Source organism: Moraxella caprae DSM 19149, assembly GCF_000426885.1.
Lineage (GTDB): Bacteria > Pseudomonadota > Gammaproteobacteria > Pseudomonadales > Moraxellaceae > Moraxella > Moraxella caprae.
On sequence record NZ_AUGF01000015.1, the window covers coordinates 54,402 to 73,999 of the forward strand.

Here is a 19,598-nt window from a genome sequence, read left to right on the forward strand (position 1 = left end):
AGGCAAGTTGGGTACACTGCTTTTTAAAAACAAATCAACAAACTATTTTCAAATAGTTACAATTCTGTTATTATACAATAGAATTTGCATGTATGTGTGAGTCACATCATCGGTCACTACTGCCAATGTCAGCTTGGTCGCTTGCCTTGAATGAATCAAAGCATTTTATATAGACACACAGAGTTGATTTTGGTATTTTTATGCATGATATTCATTGCTTGATATTTTCAATGATTGAGTTTTCAAATAATGATATTGTATTTATGAAAAAGGAAAATCATGACTGACCCAAACAAACCAAGCTCCCATGAACACGTTCCAGAGCTGACCTTAGATACTGATTTTACAGCTGGCGACAATCAAGAAACACCATCGGGTGTCATTACCAAAGACGCCATCAAAGGCATGATTATTTTTGCCGTCGCCGCCATCGTCTCCATCATATTATATCACGTCATGCCGTTTGGCACTGACGTCAATAAAGGCTTAGCGATACTTGTCTTTATCGGCACTTTATGGCTGACCGAAGCCATCCACGTCACCGCCACCGCCATCTTAGTGCCGATTCTTGCGGTGTTGATTGGCGTGCCTGAATTTGACACCAAAAAAGCTTTGGCAAGTTTTGCCGACCCCATCATCTTTGTGTTCTTTGGCGGTTTTGCCCTTGCAGCCACGTTGCACGTACAAAAACTTGACCGAAAAATCGCTTTTGGCTTGGTCAAACTGGCAGGGGGCAAGCTGGGCTTAGCAGTGTTTTACATCTTCTTTGCCACCGCCATGTTATCCATGTGGATTAGCAATACCGCCACCGCCGCCATGATGTTGCCCTTGGCATTGGGACTGTTGGGGCAGATTGACAAAGAAAAAGACCGCTCTACCTTTTTATTCGTCCTGCTGGGGATTGCTTACTGTGCCAGCATCGGCGGTCTAGGGACAATGATCGGCTCCCCACCCAACGGGATTGCCGCCAAAGCACTGGATTTAAGCTTTGTTGAATGGATGAAATTTGGCGTACCCATGATGCTTGTCATGCTCCCTGCCTTGCTCGGGGCAATGTACATCTTTTTAAAACCCAATCTCAAACAAACCGTGGTCATGACCGATGAAGTCATTCCATGGACAATATCACGCATTTTGACTGTTATCATATTTGTGGTCACTGCCATTTCATGGATTTTTGGCAAACAGCTTGGCGAGATGTTCGCCTTTAAATCCCCCGACACCGTCATCGCTCTATCAGCGGCAGTTGCGGTGCTTGCCTGCGGCTTGGTTAGCTGGAAACAAGTGTCTGATAATACCGACTGGGGCGTACTCATGCTCTTTGGTGGCGGTATTGCCCTATCCAATATCATGAAAGAATCGGGTGCCTCTGCCTTGCTTGGCGAACAAATCGCTGGTGCCTTGTCGGTTGCCCCGATATTTGTGGTTATCTTGGTCATCACAGCATTCATCATTTTCTTGACCGAATTTACCTCAAACACCGCCTCTGCTGCCCTGCTTGTGCCACTATTTGCTCCGATTGGTGTACAGCTTGGACTGCCCCCCGAAGCCTTAATCATGGTCATCGGTATCGGTGCTTCTTGTGCCTTTATGCTACCTGTTGCCACCCCACCCAATGCCATCGTCATGGGGACAGGCTACATCAAGCAAAAAGAGATGATGAGTGTTGGATTTATTCTAAACTTGGTATCCATCGCCATCGTCACAATATGGGCCTTCTTCTTCCTAAGATAATCCCATATTAACTCGTAAAATGAACATGTCGTGATGACATGTTCATTTTTTTTAAAAATAAATTCATTTTTAAAAAAAATAAAACTTACAATTTATGGCAAAATATGGTTTAATACCGCAATTTTTTAATTCTGCTGATAAATAGCTTTATCACAGATCCATTTTTAAGCGAGATTCCCATGACCGCAATCGCCCTAAACACCCCTGATTTTGTCCGCCATCAAGCCATCATTGATTGGGTTGCCGACATCGCCAAACTCACCAAACCTGCTCGTATTGAGTGGTGCGACGGCTCACAAGAAGAATACGACCGCCTTATCAATCTGATGATTGACAATGGTACCATGGTCAAGCTAAACCAAGAAAAACACCCTGATTCTTATTTGGCTTTTTCTGACCCGTCTGATGTGGCTCGTGTCGAAGACCGCACGTTTATTTGTAGTGAAAAAGAGATTGATGCAGGGGCAACCAACAACTGGAAAGACCCAAATGAGATGCGTGCCATCTTGAACGACAAATTTGACGGCTGTATGGCAGGTCGCACCATGTACGTTGTGCCATTTAGCATGGGACCACTCGGTAGCCATATCGCCCACATTGGCGTAGAGCTGACCGACAGTCCTTATGTGGTCGTAAGTATGCGTAAAATGGCTCGCATGGGCAAGGCCGTCTATGACGTGCTAGGTACAGACGGCGAATTTGTGCCATGTGTACACTCTGTTGGCAAGCCTTTGGCAGATGACGAAAAAGACGTGGCATGGCCTTGCAACGATGACAAATACATCGTTCACTACCCAAAAACCCGTGAAATCTGGTCATTTGGTTCAGGCTATGGCGGTAACGCCCTACTTGGCAAAAAATGCCTAGCCCTACGCATTGCCTCCGTCATGGGTCGTGAGCAAGGCTGGCTTGCCGAACATATGCTTATCCTAGGCGTAACCAACCCCGAAGGCAAAAAACACTATGTGGCAGCCGCCTTCCCATCAGCCTGTGGCAAAACCAACTTTGCCATGCTTATCCCACCAGCAGGCTATGAAGGCTGGAAAGTAGAAACCGTGGGCGATGACATTGCTTGGATTAAACCATCAAAAGACGGCAAACTGTACGCCATCAACCCCGAAGCAGGTTTCTTTGGCGTTGCCCCTGGCACCAACACCAAAACCAACTCCAACTGCATGGCGTCCTTGTCTCGTGATGTCATCTACACCAACGTTGCCATGACCGAAGACGGCGAAGTATGGTGGGAAGGCAAAACCAAAGAAGTGCCTGACAATCTCATCAACTGGAAAGGCAAAAAGCATGACGGCACTGAGAAAGCTTCACACCCCAATGCCCGCTTTACCGTATCGGCAAGCCAATGTCCATCAATTGACCCCAACTGGGAAAATCCCGAAGGCGTGCCAATCTCTGCCTTTATCTTTGGCGGTCGCCGTGCCGACACCGTGCCACTTATCTCCGAATCCCCCGATTGGATTGATGGCGTGTACAAAGCTGCCACCATGGGCAGCGAAACCACCGCTGCTGCGGTCGGTCAGCAGGGCGTTGTCCGCCGTGACCCCTTTGCCATGCTCCCTTTTGCAGGCTACAACATGGCAGACTACTTCACCAACTGGCTAGACATGGGCGAAAAGTTAGAAAAACTCACCAAAGAGCATGGCACCCAACTGCCAAAAATCTTTAAAGTAAACTGGTTCCGCCGTGATGATAATGGCGACTTTGTATGGCCAGGTTTTGGGCAAAATATGCGTGTGCTAGAATGGATCATCAACCGCTGTGAAGGTAATGCCAATGCTCATGCCACACCGATTGGGCTTGTACCGACTTACGAAGACTTAAACTGGACTCATTCTGACTTTACCAAAGACAACTTCAACACCGTAACCTATCAAGACAAAGATGAATGGCTAAAAGAACTTGATAGCCACAAAGATCTGTTTGATAAATTGGGCGAGCGTATGCCAAAAGCACTCATCGACCATCAAGCCAAACTACGTCAAGCAGTAGAAAGCGGTATGTAATTTGACCAAACAAAAGAACGCTCCAACTGGGGCGTTTTTATTTGGTTATAGCTTGCATTGTGTTAAATAAAATTTTAAAACATTAAAAATAGCCCATATTTGGACTATTTTTTAAGCAAACCAAATAAATCAAGCCAAAGATGCCAACGCCTTATCATAATCAGGCTCACTCTTAATCTCTGGCACAAGCTCGCTATGCAATACTTTGTTATCGGCATCTAGCACAATGACCGCACGAGCGGTTAGCCCTGCCAATGCTCCTGATGTCATGGCAACGCCAAGAGTTTTGGCGATGTCATCATTTCTAAAAGCGGACAAAGTTTTGACATTGTCAAGCCCTTCTGCCCCACAAAAACGGGCTTGAGCAAAGGGCAAATCTGCCGAAATGCACAGTACTACGGTGTTATCAAGCTCGCTTGCTTTTTGGTTGAATACACGCACAGACGTGGCACAAATGCCTGTGTCAATGCTTGGAAAAATATTTAAAATCTTGCGTTTGCCTGCAAAATCGGACAATTTGACGTCCGCCAAATCATTGCCCACTAAGACAAAATCAGCGACCGTCTCGCCCACTTTGGCAAACTCACCTGCCACATCAACGGCATTGCCACCTAAGGTAATTTGACTGCTCATACGCACTCCTATTTATTGATAAAGGGATAACCTATATTACTGTGCTTTGGGATAAAATGCAAACCATCTACACCTTTTAATTACAAAAATTTGGTAATCAGTCGCAATGGCAAATATTTCATGCCCAGCCCAATCGGTAGCCACGGCCACGCAGGGACATAGGCTTCATCTACTTTGGCTTCAATGGCTTTGACAATCACGTCTGCCCCTTCGTCTTCTTCGACTTCAAAGGGCAGATATTTTGCCCCGATATTTAGGTCGGTACGCACATAACCAGGGTAAATGGTGGACACTGTAATCGGCAATTTTTCAGTAATGGTATCAGCACGTATCCCCTCAGCAAGAGCCGCAAGTCCTGCTTTGGCAGCAGCGTAAGTCGTCAAATGTCTTGGCAGTCCACGCACCGCAGACATACTGGATATGACAACCAAATGACCGCTATTTTGACGGCGGAATATTTGCATGGCAGACTCACACTGAGCAAGGGCGGAGATGAAGTTGGTCTCGGCGGTGGCACGATTTATCGCAAATCGCCCATGCCCAATCACGCGACTGTCGCCCACGCCTGCGTTCACAATGATTTTGTCAAGCGTACCGCCGTCACTTTCCACGTCTTTGGCAAACTCTTCAAACACGGCAAACACATCATCGTATACCGTAACATCCAGCGTACGCACATAGACTTTAATACCAAATTCTTTTTCTAGCTCAGTTTTCAGAGTCTCCAAGCGGTCAAGTCGTCTGGCACAAATCGCCAAATCATACCCCAAAAAGGCAAATTTCTTTGCCATCATCGCCCCAAGCCCCGAGCTTGCCCCTGTAATCAGTACCGTTTTGCCTTGACCGATACCACGAATGTCATTTAAATCTTTGATTTTACTAAATTTATTGGCAACCACTCGTCCGAATTTATCGGCTTTGGCAAAGGCTTCTTCCAGTTTTTTCATAAATAACCCAAATCACACGTTAAAATCAATAAAAAAGCGAACAACCATTGTCCGCTTTTAAAAAGTTGAATGGCTTATTTTACACCATTTTTATCAAAATTTTAAGTAAAATGATGTGTACATTCAATCACTTGCAAGACTCTTTAAGGATGTTGATATTTGGCAAGCTGTTCGCCCACCGATGACATCATGTGTCCGACCATCTCGCCCATCTTTACGCCCACCTGCTCAGACAGTCCCAATTTTTCTGCCAAAGTCGGCTTGGTGCGAGTATGTAGCACAAATACATCACGCTCTTTCATCAGTTCTAGCACATAGGCATCAGACGTGCCAATCTCATCAACAAGCCCCAAATCCAAAGCATCCTGCCCAAACCAAATCTCGCCTGTGGCAATCTTCTCCACATCTAGGCTTGGGCGGTGCGTTTTGACAAAGGTTTTAAACAACTCATGAATGCGGTCAATGTCCGCTTGGTGCTTGGCACGGTCTTCATCGTCATTTTCGCCAAACATGGTAACGGTACGCTTGTACTCGCCTGCGGTAAACTGCTCAAAATCCACATCATGCTTTTTGAGCAACTTATGAAAATTAGGGAGCTGGCTTACCACACCCACCGAGCCGATGACCGCAAAGTCGCTGGCGATAATTTTATCCGCCACGCACGCCATCATATAGCCACCACTTGCCGAGATTTTATCCACGCAGACAGTTAGCGTAAGCCCCGCCTCTTTTAGGCGAGCCAATTGCGAGCTTGCCAAACCATAAGCATTAACCTGTCCGCCACCGCTCTCTAAGCGTATCACCACTTCATCGCCTGATTTTGCCGAGCTGATAATCACGCTAATTTCTTCACGCAGATGAGCCACCGCAGATGCTTTAATGTCGCCGTCAAAATCTAGCACAAATACACTTTTATCACTACTCTTACTTTTGTCGTCCGTCTTGTCTTTTTTGTCTTTTGCCTTGTCTTTGGCTTTTTTGCACAATTTGCCAAACAGACCGCATTTTTTGTCGTCTTTTTGGCTGTTTTTTAGAGCGTCTTTGAGTTGCCCTTGGCGTTTGTCTTGGAGCTTATTAAGATGAATAATGGACAATTCGGTGGGTTTTTTTGATGAATGAAATAGCATGGTTTTACCTTTAATTGATAAATTTTAAAAAAAATGGGGTTTGTTTGGCGTTTTAAAAGCCCCTTATTCCTTTTTGACCGTATTTTTTAGCCCCACGCCACGCAGTCTGCCCCGATTGTCCACATCACGCACAATAAGACTCCAATGATCATTGAGTCGCACCTTATCGCCACTGACAGGTTCGGCATGGAAATGACTTAGCATATACTCTTCGATGGTCTCATTTTTGTGCTTATCAAATATCTCAATCAACTCATCATCAATCCCGCCAAGCGTTGATTTGGGTGGGGTAAATACTTCAAAAAAATCAAAGGGCATTTTTTTGGTAGACTTGGACGTGCTGGATCGGTCGGTTTTGAGTAAGGATTGCCCACCGCTAAAAAACGGCAAATCGGCAATTTTGATGTGGGGAGACAGCAGCCAATCGCCATAAAACTCGCTTGTTTTTTGGTATTGGGTGGCGGAATTGTTAAAAATCTTTGCCACAGAGCTGGCATTATCCCCACTCATGGCATACCACACCACATCGCCCGCCCGCAATGCTGTGTCGTCATTGACAACAAGCAAATGCTCATTTCGTACCACCGCAAACAAATTGACATCCTTGGCATTAAAACGGCTTGAGATATTGACAGGGTGTCGCCCCACGGCAAACGCCCCCTTACCCACTTCAAATTCATAAAGCGTAATATTGGCATGGTCGCTCACCCAAATCTCATGCTCCGCCTTTGGCTCGCTATCGGTTGGCACCCACACCCCAAAGGCTCGGGACATAAAGGGAATGGTCGCCCCTTGGGCAAGTAGCGACAAAATCACAAGCCCAAAGGCGATGTTAAATGCCAAATTGGCTTGGGGAACTGCCATCATAATCGGGATAATGGCAAGGGTAATCGGCACTGCCCCACGCAGTCCCACCCACGAGATAAAGCCAATTTCACGCCAATTAAACCCAAAAAGCAAAAGGCTTGTCATGACCGCAAACGGGCGAGCGACAAACAACAAAAACAAAAACACAATCAAAGAATAATGCCACACTTGCAAAAGACTAGATGGCGTAACCAGCAGCCCCAGCACCACAAACAGCACCGCCTGCGATAGCCACGCAAAACTGTCCATGACCCGAAGGACGTGTTCGGTGGCACGCACTTTGGTATTACCAATCGCCACGCCTGTCAAATACACCGCCAAAAATCCCGAACCGCCTAGCAGGTTGGTTGCCCCAAACACCGCCATGCCTGCTGACATAATCAAAATGGCATACATACCGTCCGCCAAATGCACCTTGGGGAGCAGTTTTGACAGCACAAAACCCGACACCACGCCCATGACCAGCCCCACGCCAATTTGGGTGGCAAGTAGCGACAAAATCGTCCAGATTGTTTGGCTTTCGGGGTCAAGGTTTAGGGCAATCATGACCGTAACAAGCAAAATTGCCAAGGGGTCGTTCGCCCCCGATTCAAGTTCAAGCGTTGCTTGCACACGGTCGTTGAGCTTAACTCCACCATTTCTAAGCAGGCTAAAAACGGCTGCCGCATCGGTACTGCCCACGATGGCGGCAATCAACAGCCCAAGTCGCCAGTCCACCCCCAAAAGATAGGCAATAAACACCCCAAGCGTCAAAACAGTCGCCACAACGCCCCAAGTAGCAAGGGTAACGGCGGGTTTTAGCCCCACCCGAAACGAATTAAGGGACGTTCTAAGCCCCCCATCAAGCAAAATGCACGCAAGGGCAGCTTGTCCGATAAAATTGGCAAGGGCATACTGCTCAAACTCAATCCCCAAAATCCCTTCTTCGCCTGCCAACACACCCACGCCCAAAAAGAATAACAACAAAGGCACGCCCAAACGAGCCGATAACTGGCTTGTCATAATACTTACAAAAATCAGCACTGCCGAGACAAGGTACAAAATATTTAGGGTGTCCATCACGCTCCTTTTTGAGTTGGGTAATTTGTGGGCAAAACTTGACAGCAGTCAATCATCAAAAATCAGTCAAAAAGATTAATTGTAACACAAAATCGCCCCAAACGTGCCAATTTTTGTCCAAGAATAACTCCAAAAAACCAAACGCAAAAACCAAACAAAGGAGCTACTTGCCCGCTTATGCTACTTTGACAAATTTTTACAAAAAAACTTGCCCAAATTGCATTTTAAAGGCATAATAGCAGGTTTGAACCATTTTACTTTTAAAATTTAAAGCAACTTTCAAAAAGGCAAATTTATGGCAATTCGCACAGAATATTGCGGTAGTGTTACCGAAAGCTACATTGACCAAACCATTACCGTTGTCGGCTGGGTGCACCGCCGAAGAGACCACGGGGGCGTGATTTTCTTGGACATGAGAGACCGAGATGGACTGTTGCAAGTCGTCATCGACCCCGACACGCCAGAAGCCTTTGCCACTGCTGATAAGGCACGTTCTGAATTTATCCTAAAAATCACAGGGCGTGTGCGTAAAAGATACGAAGGCACCCAAAACCCCAACATGAAAAGCGGTCAAATTGAACTTCTTGCCAAAGAAATTGAAACCCTTGCCACGAGCGAAACGCCACCATTTCCACTAAACGATGATTTTAGCAACGTCTCAGAAGAGCTACGCCTAAAATACCGTTTCCTTGATATTCGCCGTCCTGAAATGCTTGACCGCTTGCGTTTTCGCTCAAAGGTTACAAGCCTAATCCGCAACTACCTAGACGAGCATGGCTTTTTGGACGTTGAAACGCCTATCCTAACCCGTGCCACCCCAGAAGGGGCAAGGGATTATTTGGTGCCAAGCCGTGTGTCTAATGGCGAGTTTTATGCCCTGCCACAGTCGCCACAGCTATTCAAACAGCTTCTTATGGTAGGCGGTATTGACCGTTATTATCAAATCGCCAAGTGCTTTCGTGATGAAGATTTGCGTGCCGACCGTCAGCCAGAGTTTACCCAAATTGACATCGAGACATCGTTCCTTGATGACAACGACATCATGGACTTAATGGAAGGCATGACTGTTAAGCTGTTTGACGAACTTTTGGGCGTAAAATTTGACAAATTCCAGCGTATGCCGTATAGCGAAGCCATGCGTGATTATGCCTCCGACAAGCCTGATTTGCGTATTCCATTAAAACTTGTGGACGTGGCGGACATCATGCAAAACGTGGAATTTAAAGTATTCTCAGCGCCAGCGCAAGACCCGAAAGGTCGTGTGGTCGCCCTGCGTGTGCCAAATGGTTCAGAAATCAGCCGTAAGCAAATCGACGACTACACCAAATTTGTCGGCATTTATGGGGCAAAAGGTTTGGCGTACATCAAGGTAAATGATGTATCCAACATTAACAACGGCGTGGATAAAGAAAGCGGACTACAATCGCCCATCATCAAAAATATGACTGATGACGTGCTTGTCGAGCTTATCCGCCGTACAGGTGCCGAAAATGGCGACATCATTTTCTTCGGTGCTGACAAAGCCAAAGTGGTCAATGATGCCATGGGGGCTTTGCGTGTTAAAATCGGTCATGATTTAAACCTACTTACATCAGAATGGGCTCCGCTATGGGTTGTAGACTTTCCGATGTTTGAAGAGACCGATGACGGCAAATGGACATCAGTTCACCACCCATTTACCCGCCCAAAAGGCACGGTAGAAGAGATGAAAAACAGCCCAGAGACCGCCCTATCTATCGCTTATGACATGGTGCTAAACGGCACAGAGATTGGCGGTGGAAGCCTTCGTATCAATACCCTAGACATGCAAAAGGCAGTTTTTGAAGCACTAGGCATTAGTGAAGCCAAAGCCGAAGAGAAATTCTCATTCTTGCTCAACGCCCTAAAATACGGTGCTCCACCGCATGGCGGATTGGCGTTTGGTCTTGACCGTTTGGTCATGCTGATGACAGGAGCAAGCTCCATTCGTGATGTTATTGCCTTTCCTAAGACCAAAACGGCAGAATGTCCGCTTACCGAAGCCCCTGCCGAAGTGGATGCTAAGCAACTTCGTGAGCTTGGCATTCGTGTGCGTGAAAAAGAAAAAGCTGAATAATCATAGACTTGTGATTTATGCTTAATCTTATCAAATTCGTGCCAATGTCCTTATTAGGGGCATTGGCTCGTCTTGCGTCTTATCTTGCCAAATGGTCAAATGCCAGCATTTATCGCAGTATTTGCACCAATCTCATGCTAGTCCGCCCTTCTATGGATAAGGACGAGCGAGACAGGCTTGCTTTTACCATACTACAAAATCAGCTTGCCAGCACCCTAGACAGTGCCAAAAGCTGGGCAATGCCCCCAGAGTGGTCTATCGCCCAAATCAAAACGGTACATAATCGTGAGATTTTGGAGCGTGGTTTTGCCAATCCCAAGGGGCTGATTTTAGTGGTGCCACACATCGGCACTTGGGAGATGATGAACGCATGGCTGTGCGGTTTTGGCGATTTGACGATTATGTACAAGCCGTCTGGCAACCCTAACCTTGACCGATTTATCCTAAGCGGTCGTGAACGACTTTCCGCCACGCTTGTCCCCACCGACAGCACAGGCGTTAAGGCAATTTTTAAAACCTTAAAATCAGGCGGATTTACCGTGATTTTGCCCGACCATGTCCCTGACAAAAATGGTGGAGAAATCGTCCCGTTTTTTGGCATTCCCACCATGACAGGCACGCTCACCACCAAGCTTGCTCAAAAAACAGGCTGTGCGTTGGTCGGTCTGGCGTGTATCAAGGGCAAGGATGGATTTGAGATATTTTGTTATGATTTGACCGACCCCAATTTGTACGACAAAAACGACATCATCGCCACCACCGCCCTAAATAATAGTATGGAGATGATGATAAATAAGCATTTTGCTCATTATATGTGGGGCTATCGGCGATTTAAGACCACGCCTTTTGGCGAAAATCCCTATCTGTTGCCTTTTGATGATTTGCACGCCCAAATAAAATCTTATAAAATAGACAAAAACAAGGAAAATCCATGATCGACAACCGCTATGTGATTTGTATGAAATGGGGAACCAAATACGGAGCCGAGTACGTCAATCGCCTGTATAATATGGTAAAACGCCATTTGACCCTTGATTTTCAAATGGTGTGCTTGACGGACGATAGCACAGGCATTGATGACAATGTCAAATGCTATCCCATTCCTGCTTTAAATTTACCTGATAATATTCCAGAGCGAGGCTGGAAAAAACTCACCACCTTTAAACCAAAGCTTTATGATTTAAAAGGTACGGCACTTTTTTTGGATATTGATATTGTTATTATTGATAATATTGATTGCTTTTTTACTCATCAGGCACAGTTTGATGATAGCGTGATGATTATTAGAGACTGGAAAAAACCGTGGCGAATGGTGGGTAACAGCTCGGTATATCGCTTTAAAGTGGGGCAAAATACTTATCCAAACTTACTTAGTTATTTTGAACAAAATTTTGAAAAAATCAGGGGAGAAGTTCGCCACGAACAGGCGTTTTTGTCCAACTACCTGCGAGAACATCATCATTTGGAATATTGGGACAGTTCGTGGTGTGTGAGTTTTAAATATCATTGCCTACAAAAAATCCCCATGGCGTATTTTGTCCCACCCAAAAAACCAATCGGGGCAAAAATCGTTATCTTTCATGGCGAGATTAATCCACCAGACGCTATCGCAGGTGGTGGTGGTAAATGGTATCGCCACGTTTTGCCAAGTGAGTGGATTAAGGATGCTTGGCGATGAATCAATACCCCCTATCGGTCGTCATGATTGTCAAAAATGAAGCCAAAAATTTGGCAATCAGCCTGTCTGCCTTGGACGGTTTGGCGGACGAAATCATCATCTTAGACAGCGGTAGCACCGATAATAGCAGACAAATTGCTGAGCAATATGGGGCAAAATGGCACGTCAATACCGACTGGCAAGGCTTTGGCAGGCAGCGACAAATCGCCCAATCTTATGCCACAGGCGATTGGATTTTGGCATTGGACGCTGATGAAGAAATCACGCCAGAGTTAAAACAAAGTATTTTGGAAGTGGTAAAAAATAAGCCTGAAAACACCGTTTATGGTTTAAAACGCCTAGATTTTATTTTTGGTCATCAGATTGACAATCCTTACTGGGGCGTAAAATCCTACTGGCGACTGTTCCCAAAATCTTACCAGTTTAACGACCTACAAGTCCATGAATCTTTGGACATCACAGGGGCGAAAACGGTGAGCTTAGCGGGATTTTTAAATCATCACACCGCCCCCAATGCTCAGTTTTTGTTATCAAAACGCCTACAATACGCCGAAATCTGGGCGAACGAGAAACACCAAAAAGGCAAAAAATCCAGTCTGCTTAAAATCATCGGTAACCCCATTTGGCAATTTATCCGCCAATACTTTTTGGACGGACGTTTTTTGCAAGGTAAATATGGCTTTGTTTATTCATTGATTTTTTCACAATATACATTTAATAAATATCTATTATTATGGCAATTATATAAAAATAAGGATAACTCATGAAAATTTTAATGATAAATTTAGACCAATCCCAAGACAGACTACAAGCCCAACAAAAACAATTTAAAGCATTAGATTTGACATTCGATAGGCTACCTGCTGTTTGCGTTAATGACATTTCGGAACAAGTTTATTATCAATACCTGACGAGCTGGCAACGAGTATTGAAACAAACTGAGTTTGCTTGTTTGTTTAGTCACGAAAAAGCATGGGAAGAAGTATTAAAAATCAATACACCTTGTGTTATTTTAGAAGATGATGCAGTATTGACCACGGATTTTGCTGAATTATTAAATCATATAGAAAAACAAGACTTTCATCATATTGATTTTATCAATTTAGAAGTTCATGGCAGAAAAAAGATTGTGGGACAACCCCTAGGAAGTTTTTCGTATTTGGATTATCAACTTTTGCCCTTATATTTAGATAAAAGCGGTACGGGTGGCTATATTATTTATCCTAGTGGTGCTAAAAAATTACTCAATTATTTTTCAAATGGCAATATCGCCCTTGCTGATAGCTTTATTTACTCTTGTCCTGATTTACATAAATATCAAATAGAACCTGCCGTATTATTACAAAGTGACAAATGTCAAATGTATGGCGTTAATTTTAACGATTATCAGCTCAATTCATTGATAGGCTCTATCAAAAATAAAATAGAAATCCAATTATCCCTCATACAAAAAATAATTTTAAAGAAAAATCGTGTGGTCGGTCAAATTAAATTAGGTATTAAAACCTTAATCACTCTAATCAAAGGAAATAAAAGAGAAATTACAGTCAAACCTGAACGCTTTTACACCAACACAAAATAAGGAAATGGCATGGATAATGTTACTTTATGTTTAACCATTGGCAAAAGACCCAATGAATTAGCACAAACCTTAGATAGTTTATTGTCAAAAATACATTTTGAACACATCATTGCCATTAACGATTTTAGCGATGAAGCGACCAATCAAGTTTTTAAAGAAAAATGCCCACAAGGTCAGCTAATTAGCCTAGGGTATAATTTAGGTCATCACAAGGCGGTAGATTATATGTACAGTCAAGTAAATACCAGCTATATCTTTCATTGTGAAGATGATTGGTTTTTTGACAGTACGCCTGACATACAATCCGCCATGTCTGTTTTAAAGAATCATACACAAATTAGTGCGATTAGCTTTCGTCAATTTACTGATTTTTTATATACAGATGACGAAAGAAATGCCGTAAAATTGCTTGAAGATGATTTGGCGGATTATGTGCGTGTTGAGCATTTACATGAACAATGGCATGGATATTCTTTTAATCCCCATTTGGCAAAAAAATCTTTATGGCAAACTTATCAGCCATTTGCTCAATTTAAAAAAGAACGTCATATTTCTCGCCATTTAAGACAACAAGGGCTTTATATGTTGTTTTTAAAACAGGGTAATTGTTATCATATCGGTCATGACAGCGTTTCTAATCCACCAAAAAGTTTTTGGCAAAAGTTAAAATTTTGGTAATTCATATGAAAAATTATGTTATAAGCCTTGCTACTGCCACCGACCGCCGTCAGCATATTATCACTGAATTTGGTAAGCAAAACATCGATTTTGAATTTTTTGATGCCATAACACCCAATTATATTGATGAGTATTGCACAAAATTTAACTTAACACTTGCCAACACTATTAAGCTCTCTGGCGGTGAAAAAGCGTGTTTTTTAAGTCATGTTTCTCTATGGCAAAAAATGATAGATGATAATTTGGATTATATCGCCGTTTTTGAAGATGATGTTTATTTGGGTAATAATGCTCATGTGTTTTTTAATGATGATAATTGGTTAAAAGATACTGGTATTGATTATTTAAAAACCGAGACTTTTCTGCAAGAGCGTAAATTATCCCAAACCATTGTCAATCTGCCAGACAAGAGAACCGCCCAAGCATTAAATGAATATCATTTGGGTACGGCAGGCTACATTTTAAGCCAAAAAGGTGCGTTGTCATTATTAACTTACATCAAAAGTTTATCCACCGATGATTATCTCCCCATAGACCAACTGATGTTTGATAACTATATGAATCATCAAAATGCTTTACCCATTTATCAGTTATTACCTGCTGTGGTTGCCCAAGAGTTTATTTTATACCCCACTCAAAATACCATGCCGAGCGACATCAAATCATCTCGTGATGAAAGAGTTAAAAATAAGCCCAAACGCACCTTATTACAAAAAATTAAGGGCGAATTGGGTAATGCGTATCGCAAAACATTTGGGAAATTTAGTCGTACTTTGATAAATTTCCAATAACTTATTTAGGATTTTAAGATGAAAGAATATGATTATTTAATCGTTGGCAGTGGATTGTTTGGCTCGGTATTTGCTCATGAGATGCATAAAGCTGGTAAAAAATGCCTGATTTTAGAAAAGCGTGAACATATTGGTGGCAATGTCTATACCGAATGTGTAGAAGGCATACAAGTCCATAAATATGGTGCCCACATTTTCCATACTAGCAATAAAAAAATTTGGGATTATGTCAATTCTTTTGTTGAATTTAATCGATATACAAATACGCCAATTGCTAATTATAAAGGTGAACTGTATAATCTACCTTTTAATATGAATACTTTTTATCAATTATGGGGCGTTAAAACACCTACAGAAGCAAAGAAAAAGATTGACGAACAAAGAGCTTCTTACAATCATATTAAAGAGCCAAAAAACTTAGAAGAGCAAGCATTAGTACTTGCAGGTGAAGATATTTACACAAAGCTCATCAAAGGCTATACAGAAAAGCAATGGGGAAGACCTGCAACACGAATACCTGCCTTTATTATTCGTAGATTACCCTTTCGCTTTACTTTTGACAACAATTATTTTAATGACACTTATCAAGGCATTCCTATTGGCGGTTATACTAATTTGATTCAAAAAATTATTGGAGACATAGAGATAAAAACAAATACTGACTATTTGGAAAATAAAGATTACTGGGATGGTCGTGCAAATAAAATTGTCTATACAGGAAAAATTGATGATTTTTTCCAATGTTGTTTTGGTAAATTAGATTATCGCAGTTTAAGGTTTGAAATGGAAATTCTTGATATTGACAATTATCAAGGTAATTCTGTAGTTAATTACACAGAAGCCGATGTACCATTTACACGCATTATAGAACACAAACATTTTGAATTTGGAACACAACCAAAAACAATCATCACAAGAGAGTATCCACAAGATAAATCTGATGATAATGAAGCTTATTACCCTATTAATGATGAACACAATCAAATGATTTATCAAAAATACCAAGAATTAGCAACTCAGTATGTACACATTATATTTGGTGGACGACTTGCCGAATATAAATATTATGACATGCATCAAGTGATTGAACAGGCTTTAAATGCTTCAAAAGTAGAATTAGAAGGTAAAAATCATGATAAATAACAAAATACTTATCTTTTTTCCTCGTGCACTAGATATCAATGCTGGAGGACCCGCAGGATTTTTGGCACATAATTTGATAGATAAACCACGGGATTGTTTTAGTTTATCCAATGATTTATGCTCACTTCAAAACTCTTTGCAAAAAAATCTATATAGAATAAAAAGAGAACTTGATAAAATATTAGCATCACAATTTAACAAAGAAGAGTATCAAGCTAGGTATATATTTAAAAAAATAAAAGCCGACCAATATCAATATATTTACTTCCATGAAGACATAGATTTTTATCATGTCAAAGATTTGATTGGTGCAAACCAGACGGTTATATTTCAACCGCATTGTCCTGAACTTCATTCAGCAGAGTTCTTATCACACAATCCCAATGATTCAACCAAATATGAATTAATAAAAAAGGCTGAAAAAGCTGTTTTTGAAAGAGCAGATGTTGTTGTTTTTCCAAACGTGGATTGCAAGCCAATCTATCAAGAGCTATATACAGATAGGAATAAATTTTACTATATTTTGAGTGGGGCTAAAAGAAATTACAATGGTCAAAATCTATCAAAGAAAACGTTGCCAAAAGATAAAATAAATTTAATGTATATAGGTAGAAGAAATCAAGTTAAAGGCTTTGATATCGTATTAGAATCTTTTCGCAAAGCATACAAAAAGAACCCTAAACTACATTTAATTCTTGTTGGTAATGGCAATAAAATTGAAGAAGAGGGTATTACAGATATTGGTTTTTCTAAAGAACCGATTAATTGGTATTATTCTGTGGATTATTTGGTCAATGCAAATAGACAAAGCTATTTTGATTTATCTATTATAGAAGCTTTATCAACTGGAGTTCCTATTATTATGAGTGATAATTTTGGGCATAGTTACTATCAAAATAAATCATCGTTAATTACAACCTTTGACGTTAATCAATCAGATTCTTTGGTTGAGATTTTATCAAATCTTTCACAAAAAAGGAATTATGACAACTTAGCAAATATTGAATTATATGAAAATTATCTAACTGATGGGCATTATCATCAAAGACTTGTTAATTTTCATCATGACTTAATATCACAGAAAATATAGCAATAGATATAAATATGTCAAACATCACTATTGTAACTGCCTTTTTTGATATCGGACGTGGCGAGATTTCTACCGAAGATTATCCTAATTATCTGAAACGCACAACAGATACTTATTTTGAGTATTTTTCTAATTTAGCACAATTAGAAAATGACATGGTTGTTTTTACCTCAAAAGAGTTTGAGCAAAGAATTTTGGATATCAGAAAAGAAAAAAACACCAAAGTTATCATTTTTGATTTTAAAAACAAATTAAACTATCATCGCAAACTTATCTCAAACATTCAAAACAATCTCGATTTTATCAATAAAATTAATCCAGAGCAAAGAAAAAATATTGAGTACTGGTCTGCCGATTATGTTATGATTAACAACATGAAAACTTTGTTCGTCAATATGGCGATTCAGCAAGGTTTATCTACTCATCAAATTGCTTGGTTGGATTTTGGTTACATCAGAGACTTAGATACACTAAACAACATCAAAGAATGGAAATATGACTTCAATCCAGAAAAAGTTCATTTTTTTAGCATCAATAAAAACATTAAAGACATCAAAAATTTTGAACAAGTTACAGATTTTATCTTTAATAATCAAGTTTTTTTGATTGGTGGTTGCATTGTCGCAACATCTAAAAAATGGGGAGAATTTTTGGTATTATTACATCATTGCCAAAAAGAACTCATACAAAACAACATTATCGACGATGACCAAGGTTTGTATGTTATGTGCTTATACAAAAAACCCGATTTATTCCAAATCAACTTCTTGGGTAAAAATAAATGGTTTGATTTATTTAAAAAATATGATAAAACCGCCAAAATTTCTCCATTAGAGAAAATCAAAGACCATTTTGGATGGTGATATATGGATATGACGTTGCAAGAACTCATTCATCAAATTGATACGCCCACGCCAAAAACAGCAAAGTTAAAAAAATGGGAGCAAAAAACCTACAAGGCTTTTTATCGCACTTTTATACCAAAGTCCATAAGAAAACAACATAAAAAAAATGCCAGCTCAGAACAGCAGAAACATCTTGCTTGTTGCTTTTTTAAACTCATTCAATATTATCAATCAGGCAAATTAATTTCTTTTGATATTCAACCAAAAAAACCTCTACCTCACCAAAAAATCATTTGGCAATATTGGGGGCAAGGGATTGATGGCAATCTACCTGAAATCGTCAAGCTATGCTTTGACTCTATTGACAAATATAAAGGGGATTATACCGTCATTCGCCTTGATGATAACAATATCCATGAATATCTAGATTTGCCTAATTTTGTTTGGCAAAAACGTCAAAACCCAGAGTTCAAACACGCCTTTTTTGCTGATTTAATCCGTCTGGCATTATTATATGCTTATGGCGGAATTTGGATTGATGCCACGATTTTACTGACAAATGAAATTGACGACAACATCAAACAACAAGATTTTTTTATGTTTCAAAGAGACCAAAATGCTTTAAATAAAGAATTTTGGCAAAACTTTAATGCTGATTATTTTTGTTGGAGCGACAAACATTTTGTCAATGTATTAAATAGCTTTATCGTTGCCAAGAAAAATCATTCTCTCATTCATGTATGTTTGGATTTATTATTAAACTTTTGGCAAACACAAAATCACATCACTCATTATTTCTTTTTTCAGATATTGTTTGATGTTTTAGTAAAGGGTGAACATTCATCCTTAAATTGCCAAATTATTGATGACACCTTACCACATTTATTGATTGCCAATATTAACAAACCCTTCGATGAAAATTTTTATCAAGACATTTTAGACAAGAACCACATACACAAATTAACTTACATTAGCACATCAAATCCTTACATTGATAGGATAAAAAATTCCATGTTGTGATAGAATTTATTGTATAATAGACCTCCTGCAAAACCCTTCCTATGCTAAAATACCCCAATGAACTACGAAGCCTCCACACACCTATCCGACACCAAATTCAAACGCTTAGTTGGCATTGAACGCAGGGTTTTTAATGAAATGCTTGCTTGTTTAGAGCAAGCACAAGCTGCTGTACATCAAAGAGGCGGTAGAAAACTTAAAATCAGCATGCCCAATTTGTTAATGGCAACCTTACAGTATTTTAAAGAATATCGCACCTATGAGCAGATAGCCGCTGACTTTGGCATCCAT

17 protein-coding genes and 1 pseudogene are annotated in these 19,598 nt (G+C 41.0%); 14 read left to right on the forward strand and 4 right to left on the reverse strand.

The annotated features are described in order from the left end of the window. The first annotated feature begins 279 nt into the window (after positions 1-279). Both K941_RS0105655 and K941_RS0105660 read left to right on the forward strand, forming a co-directional pair. Positions 280-1,734: an SLC13 family permease gene (locus K941_RS0105655; protein WP_051225908.1), complete on the forward strand. Its 1,455-nt coding sequence runs from the start codon at positions 280-282 to the stop codon at positions 1,732-1,734. 179 nt (positions 1,735-1,913) lie between these two features. After that, positions 1,914-3,752: a phosphoenolpyruvate carboxykinase (GTP) gene (locus tag K941_RS0105660; RefSeq protein WP_029102849.1), complete on the forward strand. Its 1,839-nt coding sequence runs from the start codon at positions 1,914-1,916 to the stop codon at positions 3,750-3,752. Between the two features lie 129 nt (positions 3,753-3,881). On the opposite strand, the gene tpx is transcribed toward K941_RS0105660, so the two are convergent. The 4 genes from tpx to K941_RS0105680 form a co-directional block, all read right to left on the reverse strand. Next, a complete protein-coding gene (gene tpx / locus K941_RS0105665; protein ID WP_036387627.1) occupies positions 3,882-4,385 on the reverse strand; it encodes a thiol peroxidase in 504 nt (167 codons plus the stop codon). Between the two features lie 80 nt (positions 4,386-4,465). Further along, positions 4,466-5,332 carry an SDR family oxidoreductase gene (locus K941_RS0105670; protein ID WP_036387629.1) on the reverse strand — a complete coding sequence of 289 codons (867 nt, stop codon included), beginning with the start codon at positions 5,330-5,332 and terminating at the stop codon, positions 4,466-4,468. Between the two features lie 143 nt (positions 5,333-5,475). Then, entirely contained in the window at positions 5,476-6,459 is a 984-nt protein-coding gene (gene sohB / locus K941_RS0105675) for a protease SohB (protein ID WP_029102852.1), read from the reverse strand. 63 nt (positions 6,460-6,522) lie between these two features. Further along, complete coding sequence (locus K941_RS0105680; RefSeq protein WP_029102853.1) at positions 6,523-8,385, reverse strand: potassium/proton antiporter; 1,863 nt, start codon at positions 8,383-8,385, stop codon at positions 6,523-6,525. A gap of 295 nt (positions 8,386-8,680) precedes the next feature. On the opposite strand from K941_RS0105680, the gene aspS reads away from it, so the two are divergent. The 12 genes and pseudogenes from aspS to K941_RS0105740 all read left to right on the forward strand — a co-directional run. Next, positions 8,681-10,480: an aspartate--tRNA ligase gene (aspS, locus tag K941_RS0105685; protein WP_036387632.1), complete on the forward strand. Its 1,800-nt coding sequence runs from the start codon at positions 8,681-8,683 to the stop codon at positions 10,478-10,480. A 17-nt stretch (positions 10,481-10,497) separates the two neighbouring features. Next, on the forward strand, positions 10,498-11,415 hold the full coding sequence (locus K941_RS0105690; protein WP_029102855.1) for a lysophospholipid acyltransferase family protein: 918 nt from the start codon (positions 10,498-10,500) through the stop codon (positions 11,413-11,415). Then, a complete protein-coding gene (locus tag K941_RS0105695; protein WP_029102856.1) occupies positions 11,412-12,158 on the forward strand; it encodes a hypothetical protein in 747 nt (248 codons plus the stop codon). The genes K941_RS0105690 and K941_RS0105695 overlap by 4 nt, the downstream gene beginning before the upstream one ends. Positions 12,159-12,181: 23 nt before the next feature. Next, positions 12,182-12,913: pseudogene (locus K941_RS14870) on the forward strand (glycosyltransferase family 2 protein); the annotation flags it as partial. Between the two features lie 8 nt (positions 12,914-12,921). Continuing rightward, positions 12,922-13,740 carry a glycosyltransferase family 25 protein gene (locus tag K941_RS0105705; protein ID WP_029102857.1) on the forward strand — a complete coding sequence of 273 codons (819 nt, stop codon included), beginning with the start codon at positions 12,922-12,924 and terminating at the stop codon, positions 13,738-13,740. A gap of 9 nt (positions 13,741-13,749) precedes the next feature. Continuing rightward, a complete protein-coding gene (locus tag K941_RS0105710) occupies positions 13,750-14,418 on the forward strand; it encodes a glycosyltransferase (protein ID WP_029102858.1) in 669 nt (222 codons plus the stop codon). Positions 14,419-14,423: 5 nt separating this feature from the next. Further along, positions 14,424-15,209, forward strand: coding sequence for a glycosyltransferase family 25 protein (locus tag K941_RS0105715; protein WP_029102859.1), 786 nt, complete (start codon positions 14,424-14,426; stop codon positions 15,207-15,209). Between the two features lie 18 nt (positions 15,210-15,227). Then, positions 15,228-16,352, forward strand: coding sequence for a UDP-galactopyranose mutase (gene glf / locus K941_RS14875; RefSeq protein WP_036387635.1), 1,125 nt, complete (start codon positions 15,228-15,230; stop codon positions 16,350-16,352). Further along, a complete protein-coding gene (locus tag K941_RS0105725) occupies positions 16,342-17,442 on the forward strand; it encodes a glycosyltransferase family 4 protein (protein ID WP_029102860.1) in 1,101 nt (366 codons plus the stop codon). Before glf ends, K941_RS0105725 begins: the two co-directional genes overlap by 11 nt. A gap of 14 nt (positions 17,443-17,456) precedes the next feature. After that, positions 17,457-18,305: a WlaTC/HtrL family glycosyltransferase gene (locus K941_RS0105730; RefSeq protein ID WP_029102861.1), complete on the forward strand. Its 849-nt coding sequence runs from the start codon at positions 17,457-17,459 to the stop codon at positions 18,303-18,305. Between the two features lie 3 nt (positions 18,306-18,308). Next, the gene (locus K941_RS14880; RefSeq protein WP_228130370.1) at positions 18,309-19,307 is read left to right on the forward strand and encodes a capsular polysaccharide synthesis protein; all 999 of its coding nucleotides are present in this window, start codon (positions 18,309-18,311) and stop codon (positions 19,305-19,307) included. A 57-nt stretch (positions 19,308-19,364) separates the two neighbouring features. Continuing rightward, positions 19,365-19,598 (forward strand): transposase family protein (locus tag K941_RS0105740; RefSeq protein WP_029102862.1); only part of this gene is annotated, 234 nt, incomplete at its 3' end.

What these genes read in the sequence shown, in the direction of transcription:
- K941_RS0105710 (WP_029102858.1), top strand. Translation starts at nt 13,750, where the DNA reads ATGGATAATGTTACTTTATGTTTAACCATTGGCAAAAGACCCAATGAA.
- K941_RS14880 (WP_228130370.1), top strand. Translation starts at nt 18,309, where the DNA reads ATGGATATGACGTTGCAAGAACTCATTCATCAAATTGATACGCCCACG.
- K941_RS0105690 (WP_029102855.1), top strand. Translation starts at nt 10,498, where the DNA reads ATGCTTAATCTTATCAAATTCGTGCCAATGTCCTTATTAGGGGCATTG.
- glf (WP_036387635.1), top strand. Translation starts at nt 15,228, where the DNA reads ATGAAAGAATATGATTATTTAATCGTTGGCAGTGGATTGTTTGGCTCG.
- sohB (WP_029102852.1), bottom strand. Translation starts at nt 6,459, where the DNA reads ATGCTATTTCATTCATCAAAAAAACCCACCGAATTGTCCATTATTCAT.
- K941_RS0105725 (WP_029102860.1), top strand. Translation starts at nt 16,342, where the DNA reads ATGATAAATAACAAAATACTTATCTTTTTTCCTCGTGCACTAGATATC.
- tpx (WP_036387627.1), bottom strand. Translation starts at nt 4,385, where the DNA reads ATGAGCAGTCAAATTACCTTAGGTGGCAATGCCGTTGATGTGGCAGGT.
- K941_RS0105655 (WP_051225908.1), top strand. Translation starts at nt 280, where the DNA reads ATGACTGACCCAAACAAACCAAGCTCCCATGAACACGTTCCAGAGCTG.
- K941_RS0105730 (WP_029102861.1), top strand. Translation starts at nt 17,457, where the DNA reads ATGTCAAACATCACTATTGTAACTGCCTTTTTTGATATCGGACGTGGC.
- K941_RS0105670 (WP_036387629.1), bottom strand. Translation starts at nt 5,332, where the DNA reads ATGAAAAAACTGGAAGAAGCCTTTGCCAAAGCCGATAAATTCGGACGA.
- K941_RS0105695 (WP_029102856.1), top strand. Translation starts at nt 11,412, where the DNA reads ATGATCGACAACCGCTATGTGATTTGTATGAAATGGGGAACCAAATAC.
- K941_RS0105705 (WP_029102857.1), top strand. Translation starts at nt 12,922, where the DNA reads ATGAAAATTTTAATGATAAATTTAGACCAATCCCAAGACAGACTACAA.
- K941_RS0105680 (WP_029102853.1), bottom strand. Translation starts at nt 8,385, where the DNA reads ATGGACACCCTAAATATTTTGTACCTTGTCTCGGCAGTGCTGATTTTT.
- K941_RS0105715 (WP_029102859.1), top strand. Translation starts at nt 14,424, where the DNA reads ATGAAAAATTATGTTATAAGCCTTGCTACTGCCACCGACCGCCGTCAG.
- K941_RS0105660 (WP_029102849.1), top strand. Translation starts at nt 1,914, where the DNA reads ATGACCGCAATCGCCCTAAACACCCCTGATTTTGTCCGCCATCAAGCC.
- aspS (WP_036387632.1), top strand. Translation starts at nt 8,681, where the DNA reads ATGGCAATTCGCACAGAATATTGCGGTAGTGTTACCGAAAGCTACATT.